Source organism: Microbacterium sp. SLBN-154, from assembly GCF_006715565.1.
Lineage (GTDB): Bacteria > Actinomycetota > Actinomycetes > Actinomycetales > Microbacteriaceae > Microbacterium.
In genome coordinates this window covers 1189794-1212008 of sequence record NZ_VFNL01000001.1, presented here as the reverse complement: position 1 = coordinate 1212008, position 22215 = coordinate 1189794, and the positions used below count along the sequence as shown (strand labels likewise).

At 69.7% G+C, this 22215-nt stretch carries 18 protein-coding genes; 5 read left to right on the top strand and 13 right to left on the bottom strand.

The window, feature by feature from the left end; genetic code table 11:
- Window positions 1-287 precede the first annotated feature (287 nt).
- Window positions 288-1574, bottom strand: coding sequence for an ABC transporter substrate-binding protein (locus FBY40_RS06000; RefSeq protein ID WP_141937196.1), 1287 nt, complete (start codon window positions 1572-1574; stop codon window positions 288-290).
- A 186-nt stretch (window positions 1575-1760) separates the two neighbouring features.
- On the opposite strand from FBY40_RS06000, the gene FBY40_RS05995 reads away from it, so the two are divergent.
- Window positions 1761-2510 (top strand): SDR family oxidoreductase, encoded by a 750-nt coding sequence (locus tag FBY40_RS05995; protein WP_235014617.1) that lies wholly within the window; start codon window positions 1761-1763, stop codon window positions 2508-2510.
- Between the two features lie 4 nt (window positions 2511-2514).
- Here the strand turns inward: FBY40_RS05995 and rarD are convergent, their stop codons facing one another.
- The gene (gene rarD, locus FBY40_RS05990) at window positions 2515-3477 is read right to left on the bottom strand and encodes an EamA family transporter RarD (RefSeq protein WP_141937193.1); all 963 of its coding nucleotides are present in this window, start codon (window positions 3475-3477) and stop codon (window positions 2515-2517) included.
- Window positions 3478-3618: 141 nt separating this feature from the next.
- A complete protein-coding gene (gene groES / locus FBY40_RS05985) occupies window positions 3619-3927 on the bottom strand; it encodes a co-chaperone GroES (protein ID WP_124294187.1) in 309 nt (102 codons plus the stop codon).
- Window positions 3928-4241: 314 nt separating this feature from the next.
- On the opposite strand from groES, the gene FBY40_RS05980 reads away from it, so the two are divergent.
- Window positions 4242-8777 (top strand): Hsp70 family protein, encoded by a 4536-nt coding sequence (locus FBY40_RS05980; protein ID WP_141937192.1) that lies wholly within the window; start codon window positions 4242-4244, stop codon window positions 8775-8777.
- 121 nt (window positions 8778-8898) lie between these two features.
- Window positions 8899-9612 (top strand): IniB N-terminal domain-containing protein, encoded by a 714-nt coding sequence (locus FBY40_RS05975; RefSeq protein WP_141937190.1) that lies wholly within the window; start codon window positions 8899-8901, stop codon window positions 9610-9612.
- 1073 nt (window positions 9613-10685) lie between these two features.
- Here FBY40_RS05975 and FBY40_RS05965 read toward each other — a convergent pair.
- The 3 genes from FBY40_RS05965 to FBY40_RS05955 form a co-directional block, all read right to left on the bottom strand.
- Window positions 10686-12305, bottom strand: a complete 1620-nt coding sequence (locus FBY40_RS05965) for a dynamin family protein (RefSeq protein ID WP_141937189.1) — start codon at window positions 12303-12305, stop codon at window positions 10686-10688.
- The gene (locus FBY40_RS05960; protein WP_235014615.1) at window positions 12302-14209 is read right to left on the bottom strand and encodes a dynamin family protein; all 1908 of its coding nucleotides are present in this window, start codon (window positions 14207-14209) and stop codon (window positions 12302-12304) included. Before FBY40_RS05960 ends, FBY40_RS05965 begins: the two co-directional genes overlap by 4 nt.
- A 150-nt stretch (window positions 14210-14359) precedes the next feature.
- Entirely contained in the window at window positions 14360-15325 is a 966-nt protein-coding gene (locus FBY40_RS05955; protein ID WP_141937186.1) for a hypothetical protein, read from the bottom strand.
- A gap of 185 nt (window positions 15326-15510) precedes the next feature.
- Between FBY40_RS05955 and FBY40_RS05950 the strand changes: the two genes are divergently transcribed.
- Window positions 15511-16722 carry a class I SAM-dependent methyltransferase gene (locus FBY40_RS05950; RefSeq protein ID WP_141937184.1) on the top strand — a complete coding sequence of 404 codons (1212 nt, stop codon included), beginning with the start codon at window positions 15511-15513 and terminating at the stop codon, window positions 16720-16722.
- 1 nt (window position 16723) lies between these two features.
- Here the strand turns inward: FBY40_RS05950 and FBY40_RS05945 are convergent, their stop codons facing one another.
- From FBY40_RS05945 to tsaB, 4 genes are read right to left on the bottom strand one after another with little or no spacing between them, the layout of a single operon-like run.
- Window positions 16724-17182 (bottom strand): hypothetical protein, encoded by a 459-nt coding sequence (locus FBY40_RS05945; RefSeq protein WP_141937183.1) that lies wholly within the window; start codon window positions 17180-17182, stop codon window positions 16724-16726.
- The gene (tsaD, locus tag FBY40_RS05940) at window positions 17179-18273 is read right to left on the bottom strand and encodes a tRNA (adenosine(37)-N6)-threonylcarbamoyltransferase complex transferase subunit TsaD (RefSeq protein WP_141937182.1); all 1095 of its coding nucleotides are present in this window, start codon (window positions 18271-18273) and stop codon (window positions 17179-17181) included. Before tsaD ends, FBY40_RS05945 begins: the two co-directional genes overlap by 4 nt.
- The gene (gene rimI / locus FBY40_RS05935; protein WP_141937180.1) at window positions 18270-18737 is read right to left on the bottom strand and encodes a ribosomal protein S18-alanine N-acetyltransferase; all 468 of its coding nucleotides are present in this window, start codon (window positions 18735-18737) and stop codon (window positions 18270-18272) included. The genes tsaD and rimI overlap by 4 nt, the downstream gene beginning before the upstream one ends.
- Window positions 18734-19372 carry a tRNA (adenosine(37)-N6)-threonylcarbamoyltransferase complex dimerization subunit type 1 TsaB gene (tsaB, locus tag FBY40_RS05930; protein ID WP_141937178.1) on the bottom strand — a complete coding sequence of 213 codons (639 nt, stop codon included), beginning with the start codon at window positions 19370-19372 and terminating at the stop codon, window positions 18734-18736. The genes rimI and tsaB overlap by 4 nt, the downstream gene beginning before the upstream one ends.
- 99 nt (window positions 19373-19471) lie before the next feature.
- Between tsaB and FBY40_RS05925 the strand changes: the two genes are divergently transcribed.
- Entirely contained in the window at window positions 19472-19852 is a 381-nt protein-coding gene (locus FBY40_RS05925) for a hypothetical protein (RefSeq protein WP_141937176.1), read from the top strand.
- A 343-nt stretch (window positions 19853-20195) separates the two neighbouring features.
- Here the strand turns inward: FBY40_RS05925 and tsaE are convergent, their stop codons facing one another.
- The 3 genes from tsaE to FBY40_RS05910 are packed head-to-tail and all read right to left on the bottom strand — an operon-like array spanning window position 20196 to window position 22185.
- On the bottom strand, window positions 20196-20699 hold the full coding sequence (gene tsaE / locus FBY40_RS05920; RefSeq protein ID WP_141937174.1) for a tRNA (adenosine(37)-N6)-threonylcarbamoyltransferase complex ATPase subunit type 1 TsaE: 504 nt from the start codon (window positions 20697-20699) through the stop codon (window positions 20196-20198).
- Window positions 20696-21820, bottom strand: coding sequence for an alanine racemase (alr, locus tag FBY40_RS05915; RefSeq protein ID WP_141937172.1), 1125 nt, complete (start codon window positions 21818-21820; stop codon window positions 20696-20698). The genes tsaE and alr overlap by 4 nt, the downstream gene beginning before the upstream one ends.
- On the bottom strand, window positions 21817-22185 hold the full coding sequence (locus tag FBY40_RS05910) for a holo-ACP synthase (RefSeq protein ID WP_141937171.1): 369 nt from the start codon (window positions 22183-22185) through the stop codon (window positions 21817-21819). The genes alr and FBY40_RS05910 overlap by 4 nt, the downstream gene beginning before the upstream one ends.
- Window positions 22186-22215 lie beyond the last annotated feature (30 nt).

Genomic DNA, 22215 nt, shown 5'->3' with positions numbered 1-22215 from the left:
GCATATGGCCATACTGAGACCCTCAACGTGACCATTCACGCCACCTTTGCGGGAGCGACCAGCCCGAGGTGGCGCACATGGTCGGGTCGGAGCGCCCAATCCGACCAGGTGCGCCACCTCAACGCAGGCACGCAGAACGAGGTGACGCCGACCCCCTCGTCGGCGCGGAAGAGCGCACTTCCGAGCGCAGCGCGTGCACCCCCGCGCGCAGCGCGTGCACCCTCGCGGCGCAGGAGAACGGGCCCCGGAGTCGATGACTCCGGGGCCCGTTGCCGTATCAGGCTGAATCAGCCCTCGTACGCCGAGTAGGTGTTGTCCTCGCCGTACTGGTAGATGCCGATCGACGCCTCGGTCGGGTCGCCGACCTCGTCGAAGGTGATCGGACCCGAGACGCCGTCGTAGTCGGCCGTCCCGCCACCGAGGATGATGTCGGCGCACTCCGCGAAGCTGGTGCACTTCTCACCATCGCCCTCGCCACCGGAGACGGTGATGAGGTTCTCGGCGATGTCGGCCGGGTCGGTCGACCCCGCGGCGAGCGACGCGAGAGCCAGCAGCACGACCGCGTCGAACGACTCGGCAGCGTAGCTGTACTCGGTGAGCTCGGGCAGGCCCTCGGCCGCGACCCACTCGTCGAGCGATGCGGTGAAGTCACCGATCGAGTCGATCGAGAGACCGGGCAGCGTGCCCTTCGCCCCGGTGAGGGCACCGGGCTCGAGCTCCTCGCTGAAGTCGGACAGGTTGCCGTCGACGAAGTACAGCTTGTCGGCGGGGAACGAGCCGAGCAGACCCGGGAGGATCGTCGTGACCTCTTCGAACGTGATCAGGGCGATCGCGTCGGGGTCGGCGGCGAGCACCTCGGAGATCTGAGCGTCGAAGTTCGTGTCACCGGTGTTGTACGTCGGCTGGGCCACGACCTCGCCGCCGGCCGCCTCGAACGCCTCGGTGACGTAGCCGGCGAGGCCGGTGCCGTACGAGTCGTTCAGGACGATCATGCCGAGGGTCTGGTTGCCGTCTTCGGCGATGAGGTTGCCGAGCACCTCACCCTGCAGGACGTCGGACGGTGCGGTGCGGAAGTACAGCCCGTTGTCGTCGTACGAGGTGAACGCGTCGGAGGTGTTGGCCGGCGAGAACTGGATGACGCCCGCGCCCACGACCTGGTCGATGAACTGCAGCGACGTGCCCGACGAGGCGGCGCCGATGATGGCCGAGACATCCTCGCCGAGGAGGCGGGGGATCTCGGTCTCGTAGGCCTTGTTGTCGGTGTCACCCGAGTCGCCGTAGACGACGTCGATCGTCAGACCGGTCTCTTCGGAGACCTCGTTGATCTGCGAGGCGGCGTAGCCGACACCGGCTTCTTCCGGCGGGCCGAGGAAGGCGAGGTTACCGGTCTGCGGCAGGGCCGTACCGATCTTGAGGGCGAGTTCTTCGCCGGGTGCCGCGGCTGACGGCTCAGCGCTGTCGCCACCGGTGTCGCCACCGCCGCCGGAACATCCGGCGAGGACGAGGGCGCTGGCGCCTGCGAGCGCGACGGCACCGAGGACGGTGCGCTTGCGCGAGCGAGTGAAGACGCTCATGTTGCTCCTTGCTGTGTAAGGGTGCGAAACGGCTCGGGAAAGCCGCTTCCAGTGGGACAAACCTAATCGCGAACGAGTCTCGCCAATGTTGCCGTTCGTTAACGATCTGTAACGCTTGCGCAGGCTCCTGGCGGCACTGTGCAAGAAGTGGTCGCGAATCGCGCAACAGGGTGGAGGATGACACCCGTGACACGCATCACGGTCGTTGGCGGCACCGGTCTTATCGGGCGCAAGGTCACGGCGCTTCTGCGGACCGCCGGGCATGAGGTGCGCGCGGCCTCACCCTCGACCGGGGTCGACCTCGTCACGGGGGCGGGCGTGGACGACGCCCTCGCCGGGTCATCCGTCGTCATCGATGTGTCCAAACCCCGCACCTACGACCCCGACGAGGTCTGGCGGCACATCGACCTCGCCACGCGCACCCTCGTCGCAGCAGAGACGCGGGCGGGCGTCCTCCATCACGTCGCCCTGTCGGCGGTCGGAACCGAGCGCGATCCTCAGCCGATCCCCTTCTACCGGGCCAAGGCGCACGGCGAGGCGATTCTGCGCGGATCGGGGGTGCCGTTCTCGATCGTGCGGGCCACGCAGTTCTTCGAGTTCGGTGCGCAGATCGGCGCCCAGGCGCGCGCCGCAGGGACGGATGACGTGCGCGTCGCCGACGCCGAGGTGCAGCCGATCGCAGGCGACGACGTCGCGGTGCAGCTCGCGGGTCTCGCTGACGAGGCGCCGTCGGGCGGCGCCTCGGAGATCGCCGGGCCCGAGGTGATGGCCCTCGCCGACTTCGTCTCGCGCTGCCTGGCGGCGATCGGCGACGACCAACCCGTCATCGCCGACCCGCGCGCGCTCTACTTCGGCGCCGCCATCGAGCGTGACGAACTGCTCCCCGGCGAGAACGCCAGGATTGCGCCCACCCGGCTGTCGGACTGGCTGACCTGACCGATCAGGTCACCGCGCCGACATCCGACACTCCGCGGCGGGCGTGACGGATCGAGTCGACGGTGAGCACGACGAGGGCGATCCAGACGAGGCTGAAGCCGATCCATCGCTCGAGCGGCATCGGCTCGCCCAGGAGGAACGCGCCGGTGAGGAACTGCAGGATGGGCGCGACGAACTGCAGCAGTCCGATCAGGCTGAGCGGAACGCGCCGCGCGCCGGCGGCGAAGAAGAGGAGGGGGGTGGCGGTCACGACGCCCGCCAGCGACAGCAGCACGGCGTGCCAGACACCCGCCGTGCCCATCGTGATGCCCGAGGTGACCCCGACGCTCACCAGCACGACGGCGGCGACGGGGGTCAGCCACAGGGTTTCGAGCGTGAGGCCGCTCACAGCGTCGACGGAGGGGCCGATCTGCTTCTTCACCAGACCGTAGAGACCGAAGGAGAACGCCAGAGACAGCGCGATCCACGGGAAGGCGCCGTAGCCGACGGCGATGACGATGCAGGCGACGGCGGCGATCGCGAGCGCGACCCACTGCGTGATCCGCAGGCGCTCGCGCAGCACCACCACACCGAGCAGCACGGTGACGATCGGGTTGATGAAGTACCCCAGGCTCGTCTCGATCACATGCCCGGTGAGGGCGGCGATCAGGAACACCTGCCAGTTGATGTAGATGAGGATGCCGGCGACCGCCGTCCACAGCAGCAACCGGCGGGTGCGGAGGATGACGAGGAACTTCCCCCAGCCACGCGTGACCGCGAGCAGCAGCGCGCAGAACACAAGCGACAGCAGAATGCGCCAGGCGACGACCTCGAACGCACCCGTCGGTTCGAGCAGCAAGAAGTAGAGCGGCAGGAAACCCCAGATGAGGTAGGCCGCCAGCGCATATATGGCGCCGAGTGTGCGTTCGCGTGTCGGATCCGTGGGCGGGGCGTTTCCCCCGGCCCTTTCGGTCGTCTCGCGCGTCACCGATTCAGCCTACGCGCGGGTGGCGGGACGGACGACGGGCCGATCGGTCATCCGTGGCCTGTTCGACGTCGCACGCGCACACGAAACGGGGGCCGGATGCCGAAGCATCCGACCCCCGTGGAGTGTGTCGCCGAGATGGACTCAGCGGACGACGACCGCCAGCACGTCGCGGGCGGAGAGGACGAGGAACTCGTCCGCGCCGAACTTGACCTCGGTGCCGCCGTACTTGGAGTAGATCACGCGGTCGCCGACGGCGACGTCGAGCGGGATCCGGTTGCCGTTGTCGTCGATGCGGCCGGGGCCGACGGCCACGACCTCGCCCTCCTGGGGCTTCTCCTTGGCGGTGTCGGGAATGACCAGACCGCTCGAGGTGGTCTGCTCGGCCTCGACCTGCTTGATGACGATGCGGTCCTCGAGCGGCTTGATGGAAACCTGAGTGGAAACCGTCACGGTCTACCTCTTCTTTCTTGAGATGAAGACTGGTTAGCACCCATACCTTGAGAGTGCTAATCCAGTGTAGGCAAACCGTTGGCACTCTCGCAACGTGAGTGCCAGATTCGGAGCGCGCACACTAGCAGGTCGCGACGCACGGGGAAACGGTCGCCGGCCACCTACCGGAGGTCCGAGGAGGTGTGTATCATCCGAGGTGGGACGCCGCTCTCACAGCTGAGACCACTCAGTGACGAACAACGCGGCAAATAGAGTCGAATTGGGGCGGAACCTGGGGAGGTTCCGGAATCGACTCTCTTGGGGGAGATGAGAACTTGGCTACTGGGGCTACGTATTTTTTGGGGATCGACGTCGGAACGACGCGGATCGCTGCGGCAACGGCGCGCACTGCGCCCGACGGCAGCATCGTCGCGGCACCGTTCCCGTTGGGCCGTCGCAACGACAGCGCCGCTACGGTGGTGTTCGTCGCTGATGACGGCGAACTGCTGATCGGAGACGCCGCCGAACGTCGCGGTATCACGCAGCCCGAGCGGCTCGTGCGCGAGTTCAAGCGCAGCATCGGCGACGACGTGCCGGTGGTCGCCGGCGGACGCTCGATCCCGGCCGAGAAGCTGTGGGCGCACACCGTGTCGGCCGTCGTCGACGCGGTCGTCGAGCGCGAGGGCTCCCGCCCCGCGGCGGTGATGCTCACCCACCCCACCGCGTGGGGTCCCCACCGCATCGGCCTCATCCTGTCGGCGCTCGACAAGCTGGGCGTCAAGGACGTGCACCTGATCACCGAGCCCGAAGCCGCGGCGCGTCACTACGAGTCGGGCCGGGTGATGGAGGCCGGGCAGGCGCTCGCCGTCTACGACCTCGGCGGCGGCACATTCGACTCCGTCATCCTGCGCAAGAGCGCCGACGGCTCCTTCGCTCCCGTGGGCATCCCGGTGGGCATCGACAACCTCGGCGGCGCCGACTTCGACGACGCCGTCTTCCGTCACGTCCTGCGCTCGTCGGGCGTCGCCGAAGCCGACCTCAACGACGCCGACCCCGACATCCGCCTCGCGCTGGCGCAGCTGCGCCGCGAGTGCGTCGAGGCCAAGGAAGCCCTCTCGTTCGACTCCGACGTCACCGTGCCGGTGCTGCTCCCCTCCGGGGCGACCAGCGTGCGCCTGACGCGCCAGGAGTTCGAGGAGATGATCGACGGCTCGATCGAGCGCACGATCGACACCCTCGAGGACGGGCTCGACTCGGCCGGTCTCGAGCCCGAGGCTCTGGAGAGCATCCTCCTCATCGGCGGTTCGTCCCGGATCCCGCTCGTGGCCGAGCGCCTCTCCGAGCGGCTCGACCGACCGATCGCGATCGACGCCGACCCGAAGTCATCCATCGCCCTGGGCGCGGCCCGCGCCCTCGTGCCGGTGACCGCGGATGAGTCGGCCACGACCCTTGCGCTCGTTCCCGCGGGCGCTGCGGTGGGCGCGGCAGGTGTCTTGGCGACAACGGATGCCGCGGCTGCTGCCACGACCGACCTCGCCGTGCTCGACCCCAAGGGTCCGGCCGAGCAGAAGGCGGCGCGCCGCTGGTACCAGCGCGTGCCCGCCGTTGCGGCCGCTGGAGCGGGCGCCCTCGTCATCGCCACGGGCCTGGTCTTCGCCAGCGCCGGCGGGCTCGGCGCCGGCACGTTCGACACCACCGCGTCGACCGAGAACCTGCGCGAATGGGTGGACGTGGAGCTCACGCCGTCGCCGGCGGCCGTCGGTGATCTTCCGACCTCCGACCCGGTCGCCGCCGGCCCACAGGCGCAGGCACCCCAGGCCAAGCAGGATCGAGGCTCGAGCCAGTCGAAGCCGAAGGCCACCAACCAGCGCAAGCAGGCTGCCGAGCGTAACGCGGAGACCCGCCCCCGGAGAAGAAGCCGGCCGCCAGCCAGTCACCGACCTCGGGCAAGCCGTCGTCGCCGAAGCCCTCGCAGACGAGCGGTGGCGGGAGCACGAATTCGCCCGCACCGGGGACGAGCACGCCGGCGCCGGGGACGAGCACTCCCGCGCCGGGAACATCGACTCCCGCGCCCGACCCGAGCACGTCCGCACCGGACCCGACGCCCACCGAGACGACGCCGGACCCGACGCCGACGGAAACCACTCCCGACCCGACGCCGACCGAGACGACGCCGGACCCGACGCCGACCGAGACGACGCCGGACCCGACGCCCACGGAGACAACGCCCGCGCCCGAGGTCACTCAGACTCAAGCGCCGCAACCCGACCCGCCTGCGGAATCACCGCCGGCCGAGTCCACCCCGAGCCCCGACAACCCCGCCTGACCCGGTGAGCTCTCCGATGACGACTCTGCTGAACAGTTCGTCGGACACCCGGACCGCCTCGATGATGCCCCGTGCGCTTCACGCGCTGACCGCGTTGCACGCCATCGTCGCGACGGACCGGCCGGTCCGCGCCGCCATCGTGGGGGGCTCGGGCTCGGGAAAGACCGACGCCCTCCGCTTCCTGCACGCCCAGCTCGAAGCCGATGACCGGCCGGTCAGGCTGCTGTCCGCACGCGATCGCATCTCGACGATCCCCGACGATGTCGCGCTCCTGGTCGATGACGCCCACACGCTCGACCCGGCACGTCTGTCTCAGCTGATCGATCGCGCCCACCGCCCCGATGCGGCCGTGGTGATCGCGTACCGCTCCTGGCCGGCCCCTTCGGAGCTCCTCGAGCTGACGCGCGCTGTCGAGCGCAATGCGCCCGCGATCCTCCTCGGCGAGGTGACCCTCGCCGAGCTGCGGGAGCTCCTGCCCGATGCTGCGGTGGAATGCGAGGAACGCATCCTCGGCGCTACCGGCGGGATCGCCTGGCTGGTGTTCGAGTGCGCCCAAGCCCACGCCGCCCTCGCCTACGAGGGGCGGGACTGCGGTGACGACGAGGCACACGCCGATGTGACGCGCGCGCTGATGCGCCGGATCAGCCACCGGCTCGAGACCGTCTCGCCGCGCCTTCGGCGCAGGATCGAGTCGTTGAGCCTGGGCGTGAGCGACGCGGAGGGCGACGACCGCGAGGCGCAGGCCGAGCTCTCGGCCGAGGGACGGGCCGAGGGCCTGCTCCTGCACAATGGCCGCCCCGCTCCGGTCGTGGCGATGACGGCGCGCGCAAGCGTGCCGGTCGATCGCCTGGTCGATCTCGTCGAAGCCGGGACCCTCGACCTCATCCCCGGTTCCGACATCGCCACGAGCCTCGACGGCATCGTCGACCCGCTCCTCGGCGACCGACTCGCCGCCCGCGCTCGCCGTGAGGTGGGTCGCGATCCGCGGCTGGCCGTCACCCTCTTCGAGTACGCGATCCGCTGCGGCTCCGACCCACGCGTCCTCGCCGCGTCGCACGCGCACGCGCTGTGGGCCGCGGGCGACGTCGACGCGGCGGGGGCTCTTCTCGACGAGGTCGCCGGCGACGCCGGCGGGTTCGTCCCTTCGCCCTCCGACCATGATCTTCTCGCCGACGCGGTCGCCGCCACTTGGGCCGACCGCGGACTGATGTCGCTTGCGCATCAGAGTTACCTCGCCGTCCCCCCGCTCTCCCCCGCGGCAAAGACGAGAGCTCTGGTCACGGCGGCAGGCGCGGGGTCGGCCGCCCAGAACGGGGATCCGGCGCCGGATGCCTCGGGAGCGGCCGGCTCGGCGCCGTCGGCGAACGGGGTCGCGATGCAGCTGCTGGCACGGGGACTGCGCGCCTCGCTGCAGGCGACGCACTCGCGCAGTGCCCTCGACGATCTCCGACGGGCATCGGACCTGGCGAACGCGGGTCACGACACATCGCCCGCCACCGAGCTGCCCGCCGTCGTCGCGGCCATCGTCGCCGTCGGACTGGGAGATGTCGCTGCGGCACACGCCGTCCTCGACGACGCCCTGCGGGCACGGCAGGGGGGCACCCGCTGGCTTCCGCATCTCCAGCTGTGGAACGCCTGGGTCGCACTGCAGCGGGAGCAGCCCGCCGAGGCGCGGGCGCTGCTGACAGCGGCGACCCAGGGCGGCCGCCTGTCGCCCCGCGATGATCTGATCGCCGCTGCGATCGCGGTGGGTCTGGCACGTCGGTATGACGACACGCCCACCCTCGAGGCGACGTGGGCGTCGGTGAAGTCGCGTGCGACGCGGCCTGAGATCGACCTCTACCTCTTGCTGCCCCTCGGCGAGCTGGTGATCGTGGCAGCTCGTCTCGGCGACATGCACTGGACGCAAACAGCGTTCGACCGCGGTCTGGCTCTTGTCACCGAACTGGGCGAGCCGACGCTATGGTCCGCTCCCCTGCACTGGGCCGGCATTCAGCGCGGGATCGTGATCAACCATCCTGACGACCTTGCACCTCACGCTCGCGCGCTCGTGGCAGCGGCCGGACGAAACCCGCTCGCTGCCAAGATGTCCCACGCCGGGCGGGTCTGGACGTCGGTTCTGGCCGGCAAAGTAGACCCGGACGCCGTGGAAGAAGCTGCGCGGGGACTGGCCTCGGTAGGTCTCGCGTGGGACGGTGCCCGCCTGGCAGGTCATGGTTCACGGCGATCTGATGACCGAAAGGTCAGTTCACGACTCCTCGCGTGCGCCCGGGAGTTGCACCCCCGCGAAACGCCCCGCCCGGGAGATGCCGATCCTCACACGGGGCCGACGCGGACGGCCGCGCCGAACGTTCTGAGCGAACGTGAGCGCGAAGTCGCCGAGCTCGTCCTGCAGGGGAAGACCTATGCGGAAATCGGGAAAGAGATCTTCATCTCGCCTCGGACAGCGGAGCACCACATGGCGCAGATCAAGCGGCGCCTCGGCGCCACCTCGCGGTCGGATCTCATTGCGAAACTGCGCGTCACTCTGGGAGCCACCGGATGAGCCGTTACGTATCGGGGGAACCCCGTAGTACCCCCACGACTTTTCGGGCTAACCCCCGATTCCAGACCGAAGACCAACGCATAGCCTCTGAAAAGAGTCTCGCAGAGACAGGAGCCGACTTATGACTACACCGCTGGCGACCATCGCCGATGCACTGATCGAGTTCATTTTGAGCCTGCTGAACGATCCTGACGCAGCAGCCGAATATGACGCCAACCCTGAGGCCGCTCTCGCCAGCGCCGGCCTCGCCGAGTGCACCGCGGAAGACGTTCGGGCTGTCGCCCCGATCATCGTCGACCGCCCCGACGTGCACCCGACGCCGCACCCCAATCCTCCTGGCCCCGGCCCGAAGCCGCCGGTCGAGAAGGAGATCTGGAACATCGCCAACAACTTCCACATCGACAACCGGGCGACCATCGTCGACCAGTCGGTGAACCAGAACATCTGGGCCGAGGGCGACGTCAACCAGATCTTCGACCAGGAAGCCAATGTCGCGTCGGGCGACGAGTCGATCGCCGCCGGCGATGACGCGTCCGTCGACAACTCCGAAACCGACGTCACTGTCGGCGATGTCTCCATCGGCAACGAAGAGACCAACGTCGACATCACGGATTCGTTCGACGACGAGTCGACGAACACCGACACCGACGTCGTGGTGGTGGCAGACGAGTCGTTCAACGACGAGTCGACCAACGTGGACGCCGATGTTTCGGCGGACGACTCGTTCAACGACACCACCGAGGTCGTCGTCGAGGAGTCCTACGACTACGACAACAGTGGCAACATCGCCTCTGACGACGCGATCGTCTACACAGAGGAGACTGACCAGCCGTAACGGTCTCCCCGTAAGGTTCTTCTGTGACCGACGATCAGAAGCCCCCTCAGCCGCGCGCCGATGCCCCAAGCCGGCGCGCGGCTGAGGATTCTTTCGTGGACGATGTCCTCGCGCAGCACGCGGCGACCGAAAAGAAGCGCCGTGACCGCCAGCGTCCGGCGAACGCGGTGCCCACGCAGGCGCCGACGCCGGAGGCTCAGATGCAGGGACAGACTCCTCCACAGGGCAACGGCTCTCCGCAGGCGCCTGACCAGGGCCAGCAGCGTCCTCAGGGGCAGGGGGTGCCCGGCCAAGGACAGCCGCGCCCACAGGGACAGCCACGCCCACAGGGACAGCCGCGCCCACAGGGACAGCCGCGCCCACAGGGCCAGCAGTCACCCAACCAGGGACAGCCGCGCCCGCAAGGGCAGCAGGCGCCGGGCCAGGGACAGCACCGCCCCCAGGGGCAGCAGCGCGCTCAGGGGCAACCACCTCAGCGACCACCGCAGGGCGCGCAGCCGTATCCCGGGCAACCTCCCGCACAGTCGGGGGCAACGCTCGGCCGCATCCAGCCGGTGCAGGTCCCGGTGAGCCAGGCGAAGTTCGCGCCCGGCTCCGGGCCACAGCAGCCGGTGCCGCTCTACACCGACCCGGCGCCTCCGCAGGGTCCGGTCGTCTCGACTCCGCGAAGGGGATTCCAGCCCAAGCGAGATGCCCCGGAGCGTCCCGCGCTGGTGAACCCCTCTGCTGCGCCCGTCATGGCCAAGGCGCCGCCTCCTTTCACGGTGCGCATGGCCCAGTTCCTCTGGGTGCTGAGCTTCGCCGTAGGAGCCGTGGCTGTCGTGTTCTACTTCGTCATCCGCGAGGACCAGCTTCCGCTCATCCAGGACGTCATCCGAGGCGTCAGCGAAGGACGCGAAGACGCGACCTATGAGTCGGCAGCCGACATCCTTTTCTGGTCGGTCTTCGGCATCATGGTGACGCTGTTGCTCTTCCAGATCGTGCAGCTGGTGTCATTCTCCGGACGCAAACCCAATATCCGGTGGTGGCAGCTGGGGACGACCATCGTGATGGGCGTCGTCTATCTGATCGCCCTAGAGTTTGTCGGGACCGGAGAGTACGGAGCCATGCTCGAGCAGCTCTTCATCGCTCAGGCCGGTCTCGCCGTCCTCGCGCTGCTCTTCAGCACGTTCCCGAACGCTCTGCGCTGGACTGCCCGTCGGGTTGACGTGCGTCCTGCCGGGGGCGGCGACGAGTTCTGACACGATCTCCTCAAGGCTGCGGATCACCACGCGACAGACCTCGACGGCGGCCCGCTCGGTGAGCGGGGACTGACTCAGCGAACGCCAGTAGGCGAGCTGCGTGTCGACCTCTTCGCGAATTGCCGCATCGGTCGCCTCGTCGTCGAGTCCGAGTCGAGCGGTAGCGGTGACCCCCTGACCACCGATGATCCGCTCAGCCACGGCCGAGTCGGCCACACGCAGCGGCAGCCCCGACGCCTTCGCCTGAGACAGCAGGGACAACTCGCGCAGCGTATGCGCGGTGGCGCGGATCCGCTCGATCCCGGCGAGAATGGACTGCGTCCCCTCCCGAGGATCATCGCGGATGGTCTGCTCCAGTCCGTCGAGGACGCCACGCACCTTCAGGTCTGCCCCTCGCGTGCGGAACTGCTCGCGGACGAACCCCTGCAGCTCATTCAGACCGCTGTGCTGCACCAGCTGCTCGGCAAGATCGGTGGAGGTCGACGCACCACCGCGGATCAAGGCGACCGCCAGACGCACACCGAAGATGCCGAAACGGGCGAGGAGGTCCCTCCGAGCCTTCTCGCTCAGGGTCGTCACCTCGGACGGACGGGCGAAGCGATCGGCCGACACCATGAGGCGTTCACGATCGTCGCGCGGCAGGGCGGCGAGTGCCTTGAACGCCGCATACTCGCCTTCGCGGAGCGTCTTCGCACTCTCGGCGAGAAGGCCGGCCACGGGAACCACACCGAGCGACAGCGAGGCCAGGTCCCCGTCCCTCTCGTACCGTCGCGCGACTTTCTGCGCCGAGAGCATCGAGTCGATGCGTCCGGAGCCGATCTCGTCGGCACGCGAAAGCACCGCCACCGCGTTCACGGTCTCGGATGACCCCGCCGCCGTGTCGCGGAAAGATTCCAGGAACTTCAGATCGGAGGCGTGAAGGTGCCGCATGAGGTAGATGATCGCGTCAGCCGATGAGGGGCGCGCTTCCGGCACGAGGAAGGCCGTGGACCGAGCGGAGACATCCGTGGAGAGCGAGGCGATGCCGGGGGTATCGATGAGGATGACCGAGCGCAGACCGGAGGACGGCCAGCCGACGTCGATCCAGGCGACCTCCTCGGCCGCGACGCCGTCGAGCTCGAGCACGAGACGCCCCGCCTCGCGCTTGATGGGCATCCGTCGCGGCTCCCCCTCGTGCGGGTGCAGCGTGATGCTCGGGGTCGTGGAGTAGCGGTACCACGTCACCACCCGGGTGCACTCCCCCGCGTCCGTGGGAGCGAGCTTCTCTCCGAGGATCGCATTCAGAAGCGTCGACTTGCCCGCCTTGACCATGCCGGCCAGGGCCAGCCGCAGGGGTTCGTGGAGGCGGCGGTGCAGGTCGTCGAGAGCCGTCCGGGTGTCGGACGTCTCATCGTAGAGCTCCAGGGCCGACGCGAGCAGCTTCGCCGCGTCGTCGCGTACCGAACTTGTCACCGCCGCACGGTCTCCAGCTGCTTGATGGCCGGCACATTCGGGATCTTGGACCGCACCGTCTCGATCTGGGCGATCTGGGCCTGCAGCTGCTTGACACGCTGGTCCTGGTTCGCCGAGAACGAGCCTGCAGCCTGCTTGGCCGCAAGCACGGCTTCCGACAGCGAGCGATGAAGCTCGTCGGCGATGCTGCCGAAGTGGTCGCGCGCCGCACGCTGCACCATGCGAAGGCGGTCCTTCAACTGCTTGGAGACCTGGAAGATGACCTCGTCGATGTGCTTGCGGACGATGTTCTTCGCCTCGAAGCGGCGCCGCGACAGCCGGTTGCCCATGTCCTCGCGATACGCGCGGCGTCCCACCAGCACGCCGGCGAGAAGGGAGAGCGGGTTGATCAACGACAGGCCGATGAGGCTGGTCGCGAGCCCGACCATGAGCACCCCGCCGTAGGATCCGCGGACGCCGATGAAGATCTTCTCCCCTGCGCCGAGGGTGCCCGCATCCAGATGGGAGATCTGGTCGATCGGGTCAAGCACGCCGGCGGTATCGGCCACGTAGACGAGCGGAATCTCGGTCTCACCCTCCTGGAACAGATCCGCGACCTCTTCGCACAGCCAGCGCGAGCGCTCGTCTGTCCAGACGAAGGTCTCGGACACCGCAGCCGAGACGCGCTGGTCGAGCCAGTCCGTCATCTGCTCCCAGATGGGCCCGGGGTCACCCTCGTCGATGGCGTTCTCGGCCTCGCGCTGCACGCGGCGGAGGCGGTCGCGCAGGTCGTGCTCCATGTCGGAGATGAGGTCGGCAACACCGTCGTTCAGAGCCGTCTGCCACTTCGACGACCGACCACGGAACTCCTCCGTACGGGCTTTGGCGTCTTCGAGCTGCGCGATCATGCGCGGAGTGTCTTCGGGGTGCAGAATGGCGTTCAACTCGGTGGTGAGCGACATCTGCAGCTGGTCGACCACGGAGACCAGGTCATGAACAGCCGAGCGAGCCTGAATGTCCTCGGCACGTCCGAGGACATCCCGACGGAGGTGCGAGACCAGGGCGGGGAAGCCCGACTCGTCGTTGAGTTCTCGATCCTGGAGCTGGGCGGCCATGAGGCGCAGATCGCTCGAGACGGAGAAGACGGGGACCTCGCCGACATCACCGAGGTGGCCCCGGTCGATCTGCTCGATTTCGCGCCAGTGCGGATACAGGTCGGTCTTAGCGATGACCGCGGCGACGTTGGGCGACACGCGCATCGCGTGACGCAGGAACTGCACCTCGGGCTCGGTGTACTCCTGCGACGCGTCGGAGACCAGCAGCACCGCGTGCGCGCTCGAAAGCGCGGCCAGCGTGGCGAGGGCGTTCGTCGAGTCGAGACCGCCGACGCCGGGAGAATCGACGAGCCGCAGACCGCCCTTCAGCAGTTCGCGAGGGAGCGCCACCTCCGCGCCGACGATCTGCTGCTCGTTCTGCGGGTTGCCCTTCTCGGAGACGTACTGGGCGAGGTTCTCGAGCGGCACCTCCAGCCGTTCGACGACGCCCGGCTCACCCTCCTTCTGGGTGACGACCCAGGCGCCCGGCGTCTCGGAGTACCCCACGGCGGTCGGAACACTCGTGGCGACGTCGTCGTCGACGGGGCAGACCGGGGCGTTGACGAGGGCGTTGATGAGCTTGCTCTTGCCCTTCTTGAACTCCCCGACGACGATGACGCGGACGTTCGGGTCTTCCAGGCGGTCGCGTGTGTGGTGAAGGCGGTCGGAGAGGTCAGCGCGGCCGGCTGAGTCAGCCAGCGTGCCGATGTTGTCGACGAGGGTGACGAGCGTTCTTCCCGTTTCGCTCTGCGCGAGCGCCGGCAGCGTCACCTCCTGACTCTGCTGCGCCAACCCGTTTGCATTGTCGGTGTCGTTCGTCTTGTCCGCCACACATCCCCCTTGGTCGTGCATCCCCACCCACACGCTACGCCAATCTTCAGCGCGCGAGAACTGCCGCCGCTCAGGCGGTAAACGAGCCTTGCCCGGCCACTCCCCAAGGGGTGGCCGGGCAAGGTGTGTTCGTTACTGAACCGTGTCAGATCACAGCTCGACGTCGTCAGTGACGATGCTGCCGTCGCTGAAGAAGTTGCCGCTGTTCTCCCACTCGAACTCGTTCTCGATCTCGGTGTAGTCGTACTCGTTGAACGCGTCCTCGACGTCCACGTCGATCGCGGTGTTCGTCGACTCGTCGTTGAAGGAGTCCTCGATCTCGAGCTCCCACTCGTAGTTCTCGTTGACCGAGTTGTCCTGGAACGAGTCGCTGATCGACAGCGCGTTCCACTCGTTTCCGATGTAGACGTCGCCGACGGTGGTCTCGGTGACCGAGTTGTCGACGTCGACGTCGCCGCCGGCCGCGATGGACATGTCACCCGAGGCGACAGCAGCACCCTGACCGAAGAACTGCGAGACGTCGTCGCCGGCGTCGATGTTCTGGTTGACCGACTGGTCGACGATCGTGGTGCGGTTGTCGATGGCGAAGGTGCCACCAGCGGCAGCCGCAGCAGCAGCGCCACCGGCGCCGGCGCCGTGGAAGAGGTAGTCGTTGTTGACGTTGGTGTTGTACTGGCGCACACCGACGGTGATCGACTCGTCAGTCAGCGTGTAGTCGTTGAACGAGTCGGTGTAGTTGTCGGAGAAGTCGTTGGTCGAGTTGTCCGAGTTGTCCGAGTTGTCGGAAGCGTCGATGTCGACGTCCACGTCCACGTCGGTCTCGTTGAACGAGTCGGTCGCGGTGTTGCCCGAGTCCTCGATGTCGACGTCGTTGTTCGAGAGCAGGTCGTTGTACGAGTCGGTGGTGTTGCCCGAGTCAACGGCGAGGTTGTTGTCGGTCACGACGATGTTGTCCTCGACGTTGCCCGAGTCGACGGCGACGTTGTTGTCCTCGATGACGACGTTGTCCTCAACGTTGCCCGAGTCGACGGCGACGTTGTTGTCCGAAAGGACCTCGTTGCCGACGGCGATGTTGTTGTCGTCGTCCGCGAGGATGACGTCTTCGATGTTAGGCATTGCCTATCCCTTTCGTTGGAAGCCTGTGGCCTTGCTCCATCAGTGTCAGCCTCAGGTGCCATCCCCGGCATCCGGGATCACCCCGGAGCCTTCCGGGGATCCCCTAGGGGTCGGGTGCGGGGTTTCGGGGTTCGGGGTCGCCGGGGGTTCGGGGTCGCACACCCCGCCGCACCTAGGCTTACCGGGTGGACAAGGCCGAACTCGCCGCCCTCCTGACCCCCGAAGGACTGCGGCTCCTCGACGATCTGCCGCCCGTGACGTCCGCGGCGGATGTCGCCGCCACCGTCTCGCGCCTGCGCAAGGCCGGGCACTCCCCCGATCTGGTCTCGGCCGTCGTCGGGCAGGTCCGCCTTCGCGAACGCGCGACGGCGAAGTTCGACGCCTTCGCTTCGGGCATGCTCTTCACTCGCGCAGGGCTCGAGCAGGCGACCCGCCTGTCGGTCGCCGCCCACCATGCGCACCGCTTCCGCGCCGCGGGGATGACGTCGGTGGCCGACCTCGGCTGCGGGATCGGCGGCGACGCGATGGGGTTCGCCGCCCTGGGCCTGCGGGTCACCGCGGTGGACGCGGACGAGGTCACCACGGCGATCGCGGCCTACAACCTGGCTCCCTTCGGCGACCTCGCGACGGTGCGTCATGCCACGGCGGAGGACGCGGCATCCGATCTCCCGGCCCTCGGAAACCCGGATGCCTTCTGGCTCGACCCCGCCCGCCGCACCGCCGGCCACGGTGACACGGCCCGCACCGCCTCCTCCGAGTGGTCGCCGCCGCTGGACTGGGTGTTCGACCTCGCCTCGCGCCACCCCACCGGCGTGAAGCTCGGACCGGGGATGGACCGCGACCTCATCCCCGACGACGTCGAGGCGCAGTGGGTCAGCGCCGGCGGATCGACGATCGAGCTGGTGCTCTGGTCGGGCGCGCTCGCGCGCGAGGGTGTGCGCCGGGCGGCGCTGGTGCTGCGCGGCACCTCGGCGATGGAGCTCACCGCCCCCGCCGACTCCCCCGACGAGCCGGTGCGCCCGCTCGGCGCCTTCATCCACGAACCCGACGGCGCCGTCATCCGCGCCCGCCTCATCGGCGAGGTCGCCCGGGCGCTGGGCGCAGGCATGCTCGCGGACCGCGTCGCCTACCTCACCTCCGATGCGGAGCTCACGAGCCCGTTCGTCTCGACGTTCCGGGTTCGTGAGACGCTGCCCACCGACATCCGGAAGCTCGGTGCGGCCCTCCGCGAGCGCGGCATCGGCCGCCTGGAGATCAAGAAGCGGGGCGTGGATGTCGACCCGGCGACGCTTCGCACGAAGCTCAAGCTCCGCGGCGACGGGGAGGCGACGCTGATCCTCACCCGCGTCGCGGGTGCCCGCGTCGCGATCCTCGCCGATCGCGTGCCGGCTGCCTGAGTCAGGCGAAGAGCTCGGCCTGCGTCGCGGCGAACCACAGCCACCCGGCGCTGTAGAGGAGGGAGAGGATGCCCAGGGCGATCGCCCATCCGGCCATGCGGCGGCTTTCGAGCGGACGGAAGAGCGCCACGATCGCCGACACCACACCGACGAGGCCGAGCAGGAACCCCCACCCGACGAAGAGCGAGACGACCAGACCGACCACGGAGAAGAACAGCGCCCACGCGGCGAGGGCCGCGCGCGGCGGGGGGTCCTCCTGGGGCGCCCACATCACGAGCGGCTCGGCATCGGGGCTCGGGCCCGTCGTGGTCACCGCGACGTCGACCGGGGCGGTCGGCGGGCGGTGGAAGCCGCCCCGGTGGTGTCCGGGGAGCACCGACTCCTCCCCGACGGGCGCGACGTCATCGGTCGGGGGCTCGATGCGGGGGCTCCCCGGCACGGGAGGCTCCGGCGCGCTCACGACCCCGCCCTCTCAAGGCGCGGCGACGACGGGGCCACCTGGATCTCAGTGACCGGCAGCGTCGAATCCGCCCCGAACTCCAGGGTCGAGGGCTCGGCTCCGGAGGCGATCAGCTCTGCGGCGAGCGCGGCGATCATCGCCCCGTTGTCGGTGCACAGCGAGAACGGCGGGATACGCACCGCCACCCCGGCGGCCGCGGCGCGTTCGAGCGCGACCTCGCGCAGGCGCCGGTTGGCGATCACCCCGCCGCCGAGGAGAAGACGGGGCACCCCGTGATCGCGGCACGCGTTGAGCGCCTTCGTCACGAGCACATCGACCACCGCCTCGCGGAACGATGCGGCGATGTCGGCGCGCCCGGCGTCATCCCCCCGCATCTCGGGGTGTGCCTCGACGAAGCGGGCGACCGCGGTCTTCAGCCCCGAGAACGAGAAGTCGTATCGGTGCGCCGCCATGTCGGACGCCCGCGACAGTCCGCGCGGGAACGCGATGGCCGCGGGGTCTCCGGATGCCGCGGCCCGGTCGATCTCCGGACCCCCGGGGTAGGGAAGACCCAGCACGCGTGCCACCTTGTCGAAGGCCTCGCCGGCGGCGTCGTCGACGGTCTCGCCCAGCAGTTCGACGTCGCTGGTGAGGTCGCGCACCAGCAGGAGGGAGGTGTGCCCGCCGCTGACGAGCAGCGCGACGGTGGGGTATTCGAGTGGGCCGGCGTCCTGATCCAGGATGTCGGCGGCGATGTGCCCCACGAGGTGGTTGACGGCGTAGAGGGGCTTCCCGAGCGAGACGGCGAGGCCCTTCGCCGCTCCGATGCCGACCATGAGCGCACCGGCGAGCCCCGGGCCCGACGTCACGGCGACCGCGTCGAGGTCGTCGAGGCCCACCCCCGCCTCGGCGAGCGCCGCCTCGATCGCGGGCTGGAGCGCCTCGAGGTGCGCGCGGGCGGCGACCTCGGGAACGACCCCGCCGTAGCGGGCGTGCTCGTCCATGCTGCTCGCGATCGTGTTCGACAGCAGGGTTCGCCCGCGGACGATCCCGATCCCGGTCTCGTCGCAGCTCGTCTCGATGCCGAGGACGAGGGGTTCACGCCGGTTCATGCGGCGCCCCCTTCCCGCGCCGCGAGCCGCAGCCGCATCACGATGGCGTCGACCCCCTCGCCCGGGTAGTAGTTGGGGCGGCGCCCGATCGCCTCGAACCCTTCGGAGGCGTACAAGCTCTGGGCGGGGGCGTTGTCGTCCCTCACGTCGAGGAACACTTCGCTCACCCCGCGGCGGGCGGCCTCGGCCAGGAGGGCGCGGAAGATGCCGCGCCCGAGCCCACGCCCGCGCACCGTCTCGTCGAGGGCGATGGTCTGCACGTCGGCATCCTTCGATCCGCCCGGGGCGCGCAGCCCCGCGTATCCGACCAGGCGCCCGTCCTCCTCGGCGACCACGTACCAGGTGTGGGGGGAGGCGAGTTCGGCGCGCATGACGTCGTCCGACCAGGCGTCGCCGCCGAAGGCGGCGCGCTCGAGCACCATGATCGCGGCGAGGTCGTCGACGCTCGCGGGGCGGAGGCTCACGCGGTCACCTTCTTCGGGGCGCCGGGGAGGGTCACATCCGGCGAGCGCAGATAGAGCGGCTCGGACGTCGCGAGCGTGCGCCCCGCGGCCAGGGCCCGGGATGCCGCGAGCGCGACCATCGCGGCAGGAACCGCTGCGACATCCCGGCGCGCCGCGCCGAGCGCGGCCAGCCGGTCGTCGAGCTCGTCGCGGGGGGCGAGCAGGGGTCCGGTGGTGCGGACGGCCACTCCGTCGTCATCCGTCCCCTCGAACACCGAGTACGCGAACTCGCGCCGGCGCGCGTCGGTGACCACGGCGAAGGGTGGGGTGCCGTCGGCACCGGCGACGGCATCGCCGAGCAGCAAGCCCAGGGCGGCGGCGTCGTGGCTGGGCACCGGGACGAGCGGGATGCCGCGACCCAGCGCGAAGGCCCGTGCCGTGGCGATGCCCACGCGAAGCCCGGTGAAGGGGCCGGGGCCCATGCCGACGGCGACGTGCGTGAGCGCCCCCGCAGACGTCAGCACCTGCTCGAGAAGACCGCCGATCGCCTCCGCGTGCCCGAGGGGGTTCGGGCTGTCGGCTGTGGCGACGACGACGCCGTCGGGTTCGATCACCGCGACCGCGGTGCCGAGGGACGTGTCGATGCCGAGGATCACCTCTCCAGGGTAGTCGGGCGAGCCGTGGCGCCTGCGGGAGCGGGGGCGCTACGGTGTGGGCAACAACGGTGTGGGCAACAACGAACACAGGAGAGTGCCATGGCCACGTCTCGTCCCGTCGGCGTCACGATCGTCGCCGTCCTCGCGTGGATCTCGGGCTTCTTCAACATCCTCGGCGGCGCGCTGATCCTCATCGGCGGGGCGATGGGGCAGGGACCGCTGCTGAACCTCGTGCTGATCGCGATCCTCACGATCATCCTCGGGGTGATCATCATCGCGGTGAGCGTCGGGCTGCTGCGCGGCAGCCCCGGTGCGCGGCTCGTCGTCACGATCGTGTTCGTGCTGAACATCGTCAGCGCCGTTCTGCTCATCATCGGCGGCGCCGAGACGTTCTGGACCGGCCTCTTCTCCGCGCTCCCCGCGATCATCGGCCTCATCCTGCTCTACACCCGCCGGGCGAACGCGTTCTTCGGCGGCTGAGTGGCGCGCGGGATCCCCGCCTCGCCCCGACCGCGGCGATCCTCCGTCCCACGGTCGTCTCAGCGGCATCCGACCGAAGCTGCACAGATCTCCGCGGCACGAACGACGGATGCCTGCCGCGCAGCCGCGCCGCGGCGCGCCACCTCGAAACGCCGGGCACCAACCGCGGCGAACCTCGCCGGCACGGTCGCTTGCGCGGCATCCCACCGAGATGACGCAGATCTCCGCGGCGCGGAGGACGGACGCCGCCCCGCGGCGGCGCCGCGGCGCCGCGGCGCGGCGCCGGAACACCGGCGGTCGCGCCGACGGCTCAGCGACCGGGTGCGTCAGGAACGCCGACCACTCAGGGGCGGCGGCTGATCGTCACGACGCGCGGCGCCTCGGCGTCGAGCTCCTCATCGGCACGCGAGGGGCCGCCGCACATGGTGTCGGCGCCTCGACCGCCGAGCTCACGGTCGAGCTCGACCTCCCACCAGGTGTCGCGGAGTCCCTCGACCATTCCTCGACCCCACTCCACGACCACGACCGAGCGCTCGACGTCGAGGTCGAGGTCGTCGAGCTCGAGCGCCGAGCCGAGCCGATAGGCGTCGACGTGGACGAGCGGAGCTCCGCCGACGAGCGACGGGTGCGTCCGCGCCAGCACGAAGGTCGGGCTCTGCACGGGGCCGCGCACCCCGAGCCCGCGGCCGATCCCCCGGGTGAGCGTGGTCTTGCCCGCGCCCAGTGCGCCGGTGAGGACGATCAGGTCGCCGGGGCGCAGCATCCGTCCCATCTCTTCGCCGAGCGCCTCCATCTCGGCCGACGAGGCGATCTCGCGTCGCCCGACGAGGGCGTCGAGTCCCGTCATCCGTCCACCTGCCGACGGGGCACGCGCGCACCGATGCGTGTGACGATCTCGTAGTTGATGGTGCCGGCGGCGACGGCCCACTCATCGGCGGCGGGAGCCCCGAGCGTCGGATCGCCGAAGAGCACGACCTCGTCGCCGATCGCGACGGGGGCATCGCCGACGTCGACGACGAACTGGTCCATCGCGATGCGCCCGGCGACAGCGAATCGGCGGCCGCCGATCGTGACCGGTCCCGCACCCGACGCCTGCCGCGGCACGCCGTCGGCGTACCCGAGGGGCACGAGCGCGAGGGTCGTCTCGCGGGGGGTGCGGTAGTCGTAGCCGTACGAGACCCCCGTGCCGGCCGGCACGCGGCGCACGTTCGCGACCGCGGCGCGCAGCGTCATGGCGGGACGCAGGCCCAGCTCGGCCGACCCGCGGTCGGCGAAGGGCGACAGACCGTAGATGCCGATGCCGATGCGCACGCAGCCGAGGCGGGTCTCGGGCAAGGCGATGGCCGCGTGGGTGGCCGCCAGATGGCGAAGGGGCGGGGCCAGACCCACGGATGCCGCGGCACCGAGCGCCTCCTCGAAGCGCGCGAGGGCGGCGCGGTCGTCGTCGGCGGAGGCGTTGGAGAGGTGGCTGAAGATGCCGATGACCCGGAGCTTCCCGATCCGCTCGAGGCGGGCGGCCTCGGCGAAGGCGATGCGCGCGTCGTCCGGGGTGAGGCCGTTGCGCGAGAGCCCGGTCTCGACTTTCAGATGCACCGCGACCGAACGCTCTCCGGAGGCGGCGGCCGCCGCCGCCTGCAGCTGGTCGAGGGTGGAGATGCCGAGCTCGATGCCGTGGGCGGCCGCCTCGGCGAAGGACGCGCCGGGCGCGTGCAGCCACGCCATGATCGGAGCGCGGATCCCCGCGCGACGAAGGGCCAGGGCCTCGGCGATGTCGGCGACGCCGAGCCGGGTCGCCCCGCCCTCGAGCGCCGCGGTCGCGGCGCGGACCGCACCGTGACCGTAGCCGTCCGCCTTGACCACCGCGATGACCTCGGCGCCGGTGAGGCGGCGGAAATGACGGACGTTGTCGGCGATCGCGCCGACGTCGATGACGGCCTCGCGCATGGTGCCGGCGGGAAGTCGCGTCATCCGGTCACTCCTTCGTTCATCTCGACGATCACGTACGCCACGGCGAAGCCGGCGTCGTGCGACATCGACAGGTGCACCGACGAGATCCCGCGGTCGACGATCACATCGGCAGTGCTTCCCGACAGGGTGAACTGGGGGCGTCCCGACGATTCGTTCCACACTTCGATGTCGGTCCAGTACACGCCGTCCGACCCGCCCAGCGCTTTGATGAGCGCTTCCTTGGCGGCATAGCGGGCGGCGAGCGAGCGGGGCTTCAACGCCCGCTCGGCGGGCGAGAAGAGGCGCTCGAGAAGGCGCGGAGTGCGGTCGAGGGTGGCTTCGAAGCGGGAGATGTCGACCAGGTCGACGCCGATGCCGGCGATCATCCGCTCTCCTCTCCCGCGGCTGTCACCCTA

Bases quoted from the DNA above. Each gene is read 5' to 3' on its own strand.
- FBY40_RS06000 (WP_141937196.1), bottom strand. From the start codon at position 1,574: ATGAGCGTCTTCACTCGCTCGCGCAAGCGCACCGTCCTCGGTGCCGTC.
- FBY40_RS05975 (WP_141937190.1), top strand. From the start codon at position 8,899: ATGACTACACCGCTGGCGACCATCGCCGATGCACTGATCGAGTTCATT.
- FBY40_RS05955 (WP_141937186.1), bottom strand. From the start codon at position 15,325: ATGCCTAACATCGAAGACGTCATCCTCGCGGACGACGACAACAACATC.
- tsaD (WP_141937182.1), bottom strand. From the start codon at position 18,273: ATGAACCGGCGTGAACCCCTCGTCCTCGGCATCGAGACGAGCTGCGAC.
- FBY40_RS05925 (WP_141937176.1), top strand. From the start codon at position 19,472: ATGGCCACGTCTCGTCCCGTCGGCGTCACGATCGTCGCCGTCCTCGCG.
- tsaE (WP_141937174.1), bottom strand. From the start codon at position 20,699: ATGACGGGACTCGACGCCCTCGTCGGGCGACGCGAGATCGCCTCGTCG.
- alr (WP_141937172.1), bottom strand. From the start codon at position 21,820: ATGACGCGACTTCCCGCCGGCACCATGCGCGAGGCCGTCATCGACGTC.
- FBY40_RS05910 (WP_141937171.1), bottom strand. From the start codon at position 22,185: ATGATCGCCGGCATCGGCGTCGACCTGGTCGACATCTCCCGCTTCGAA.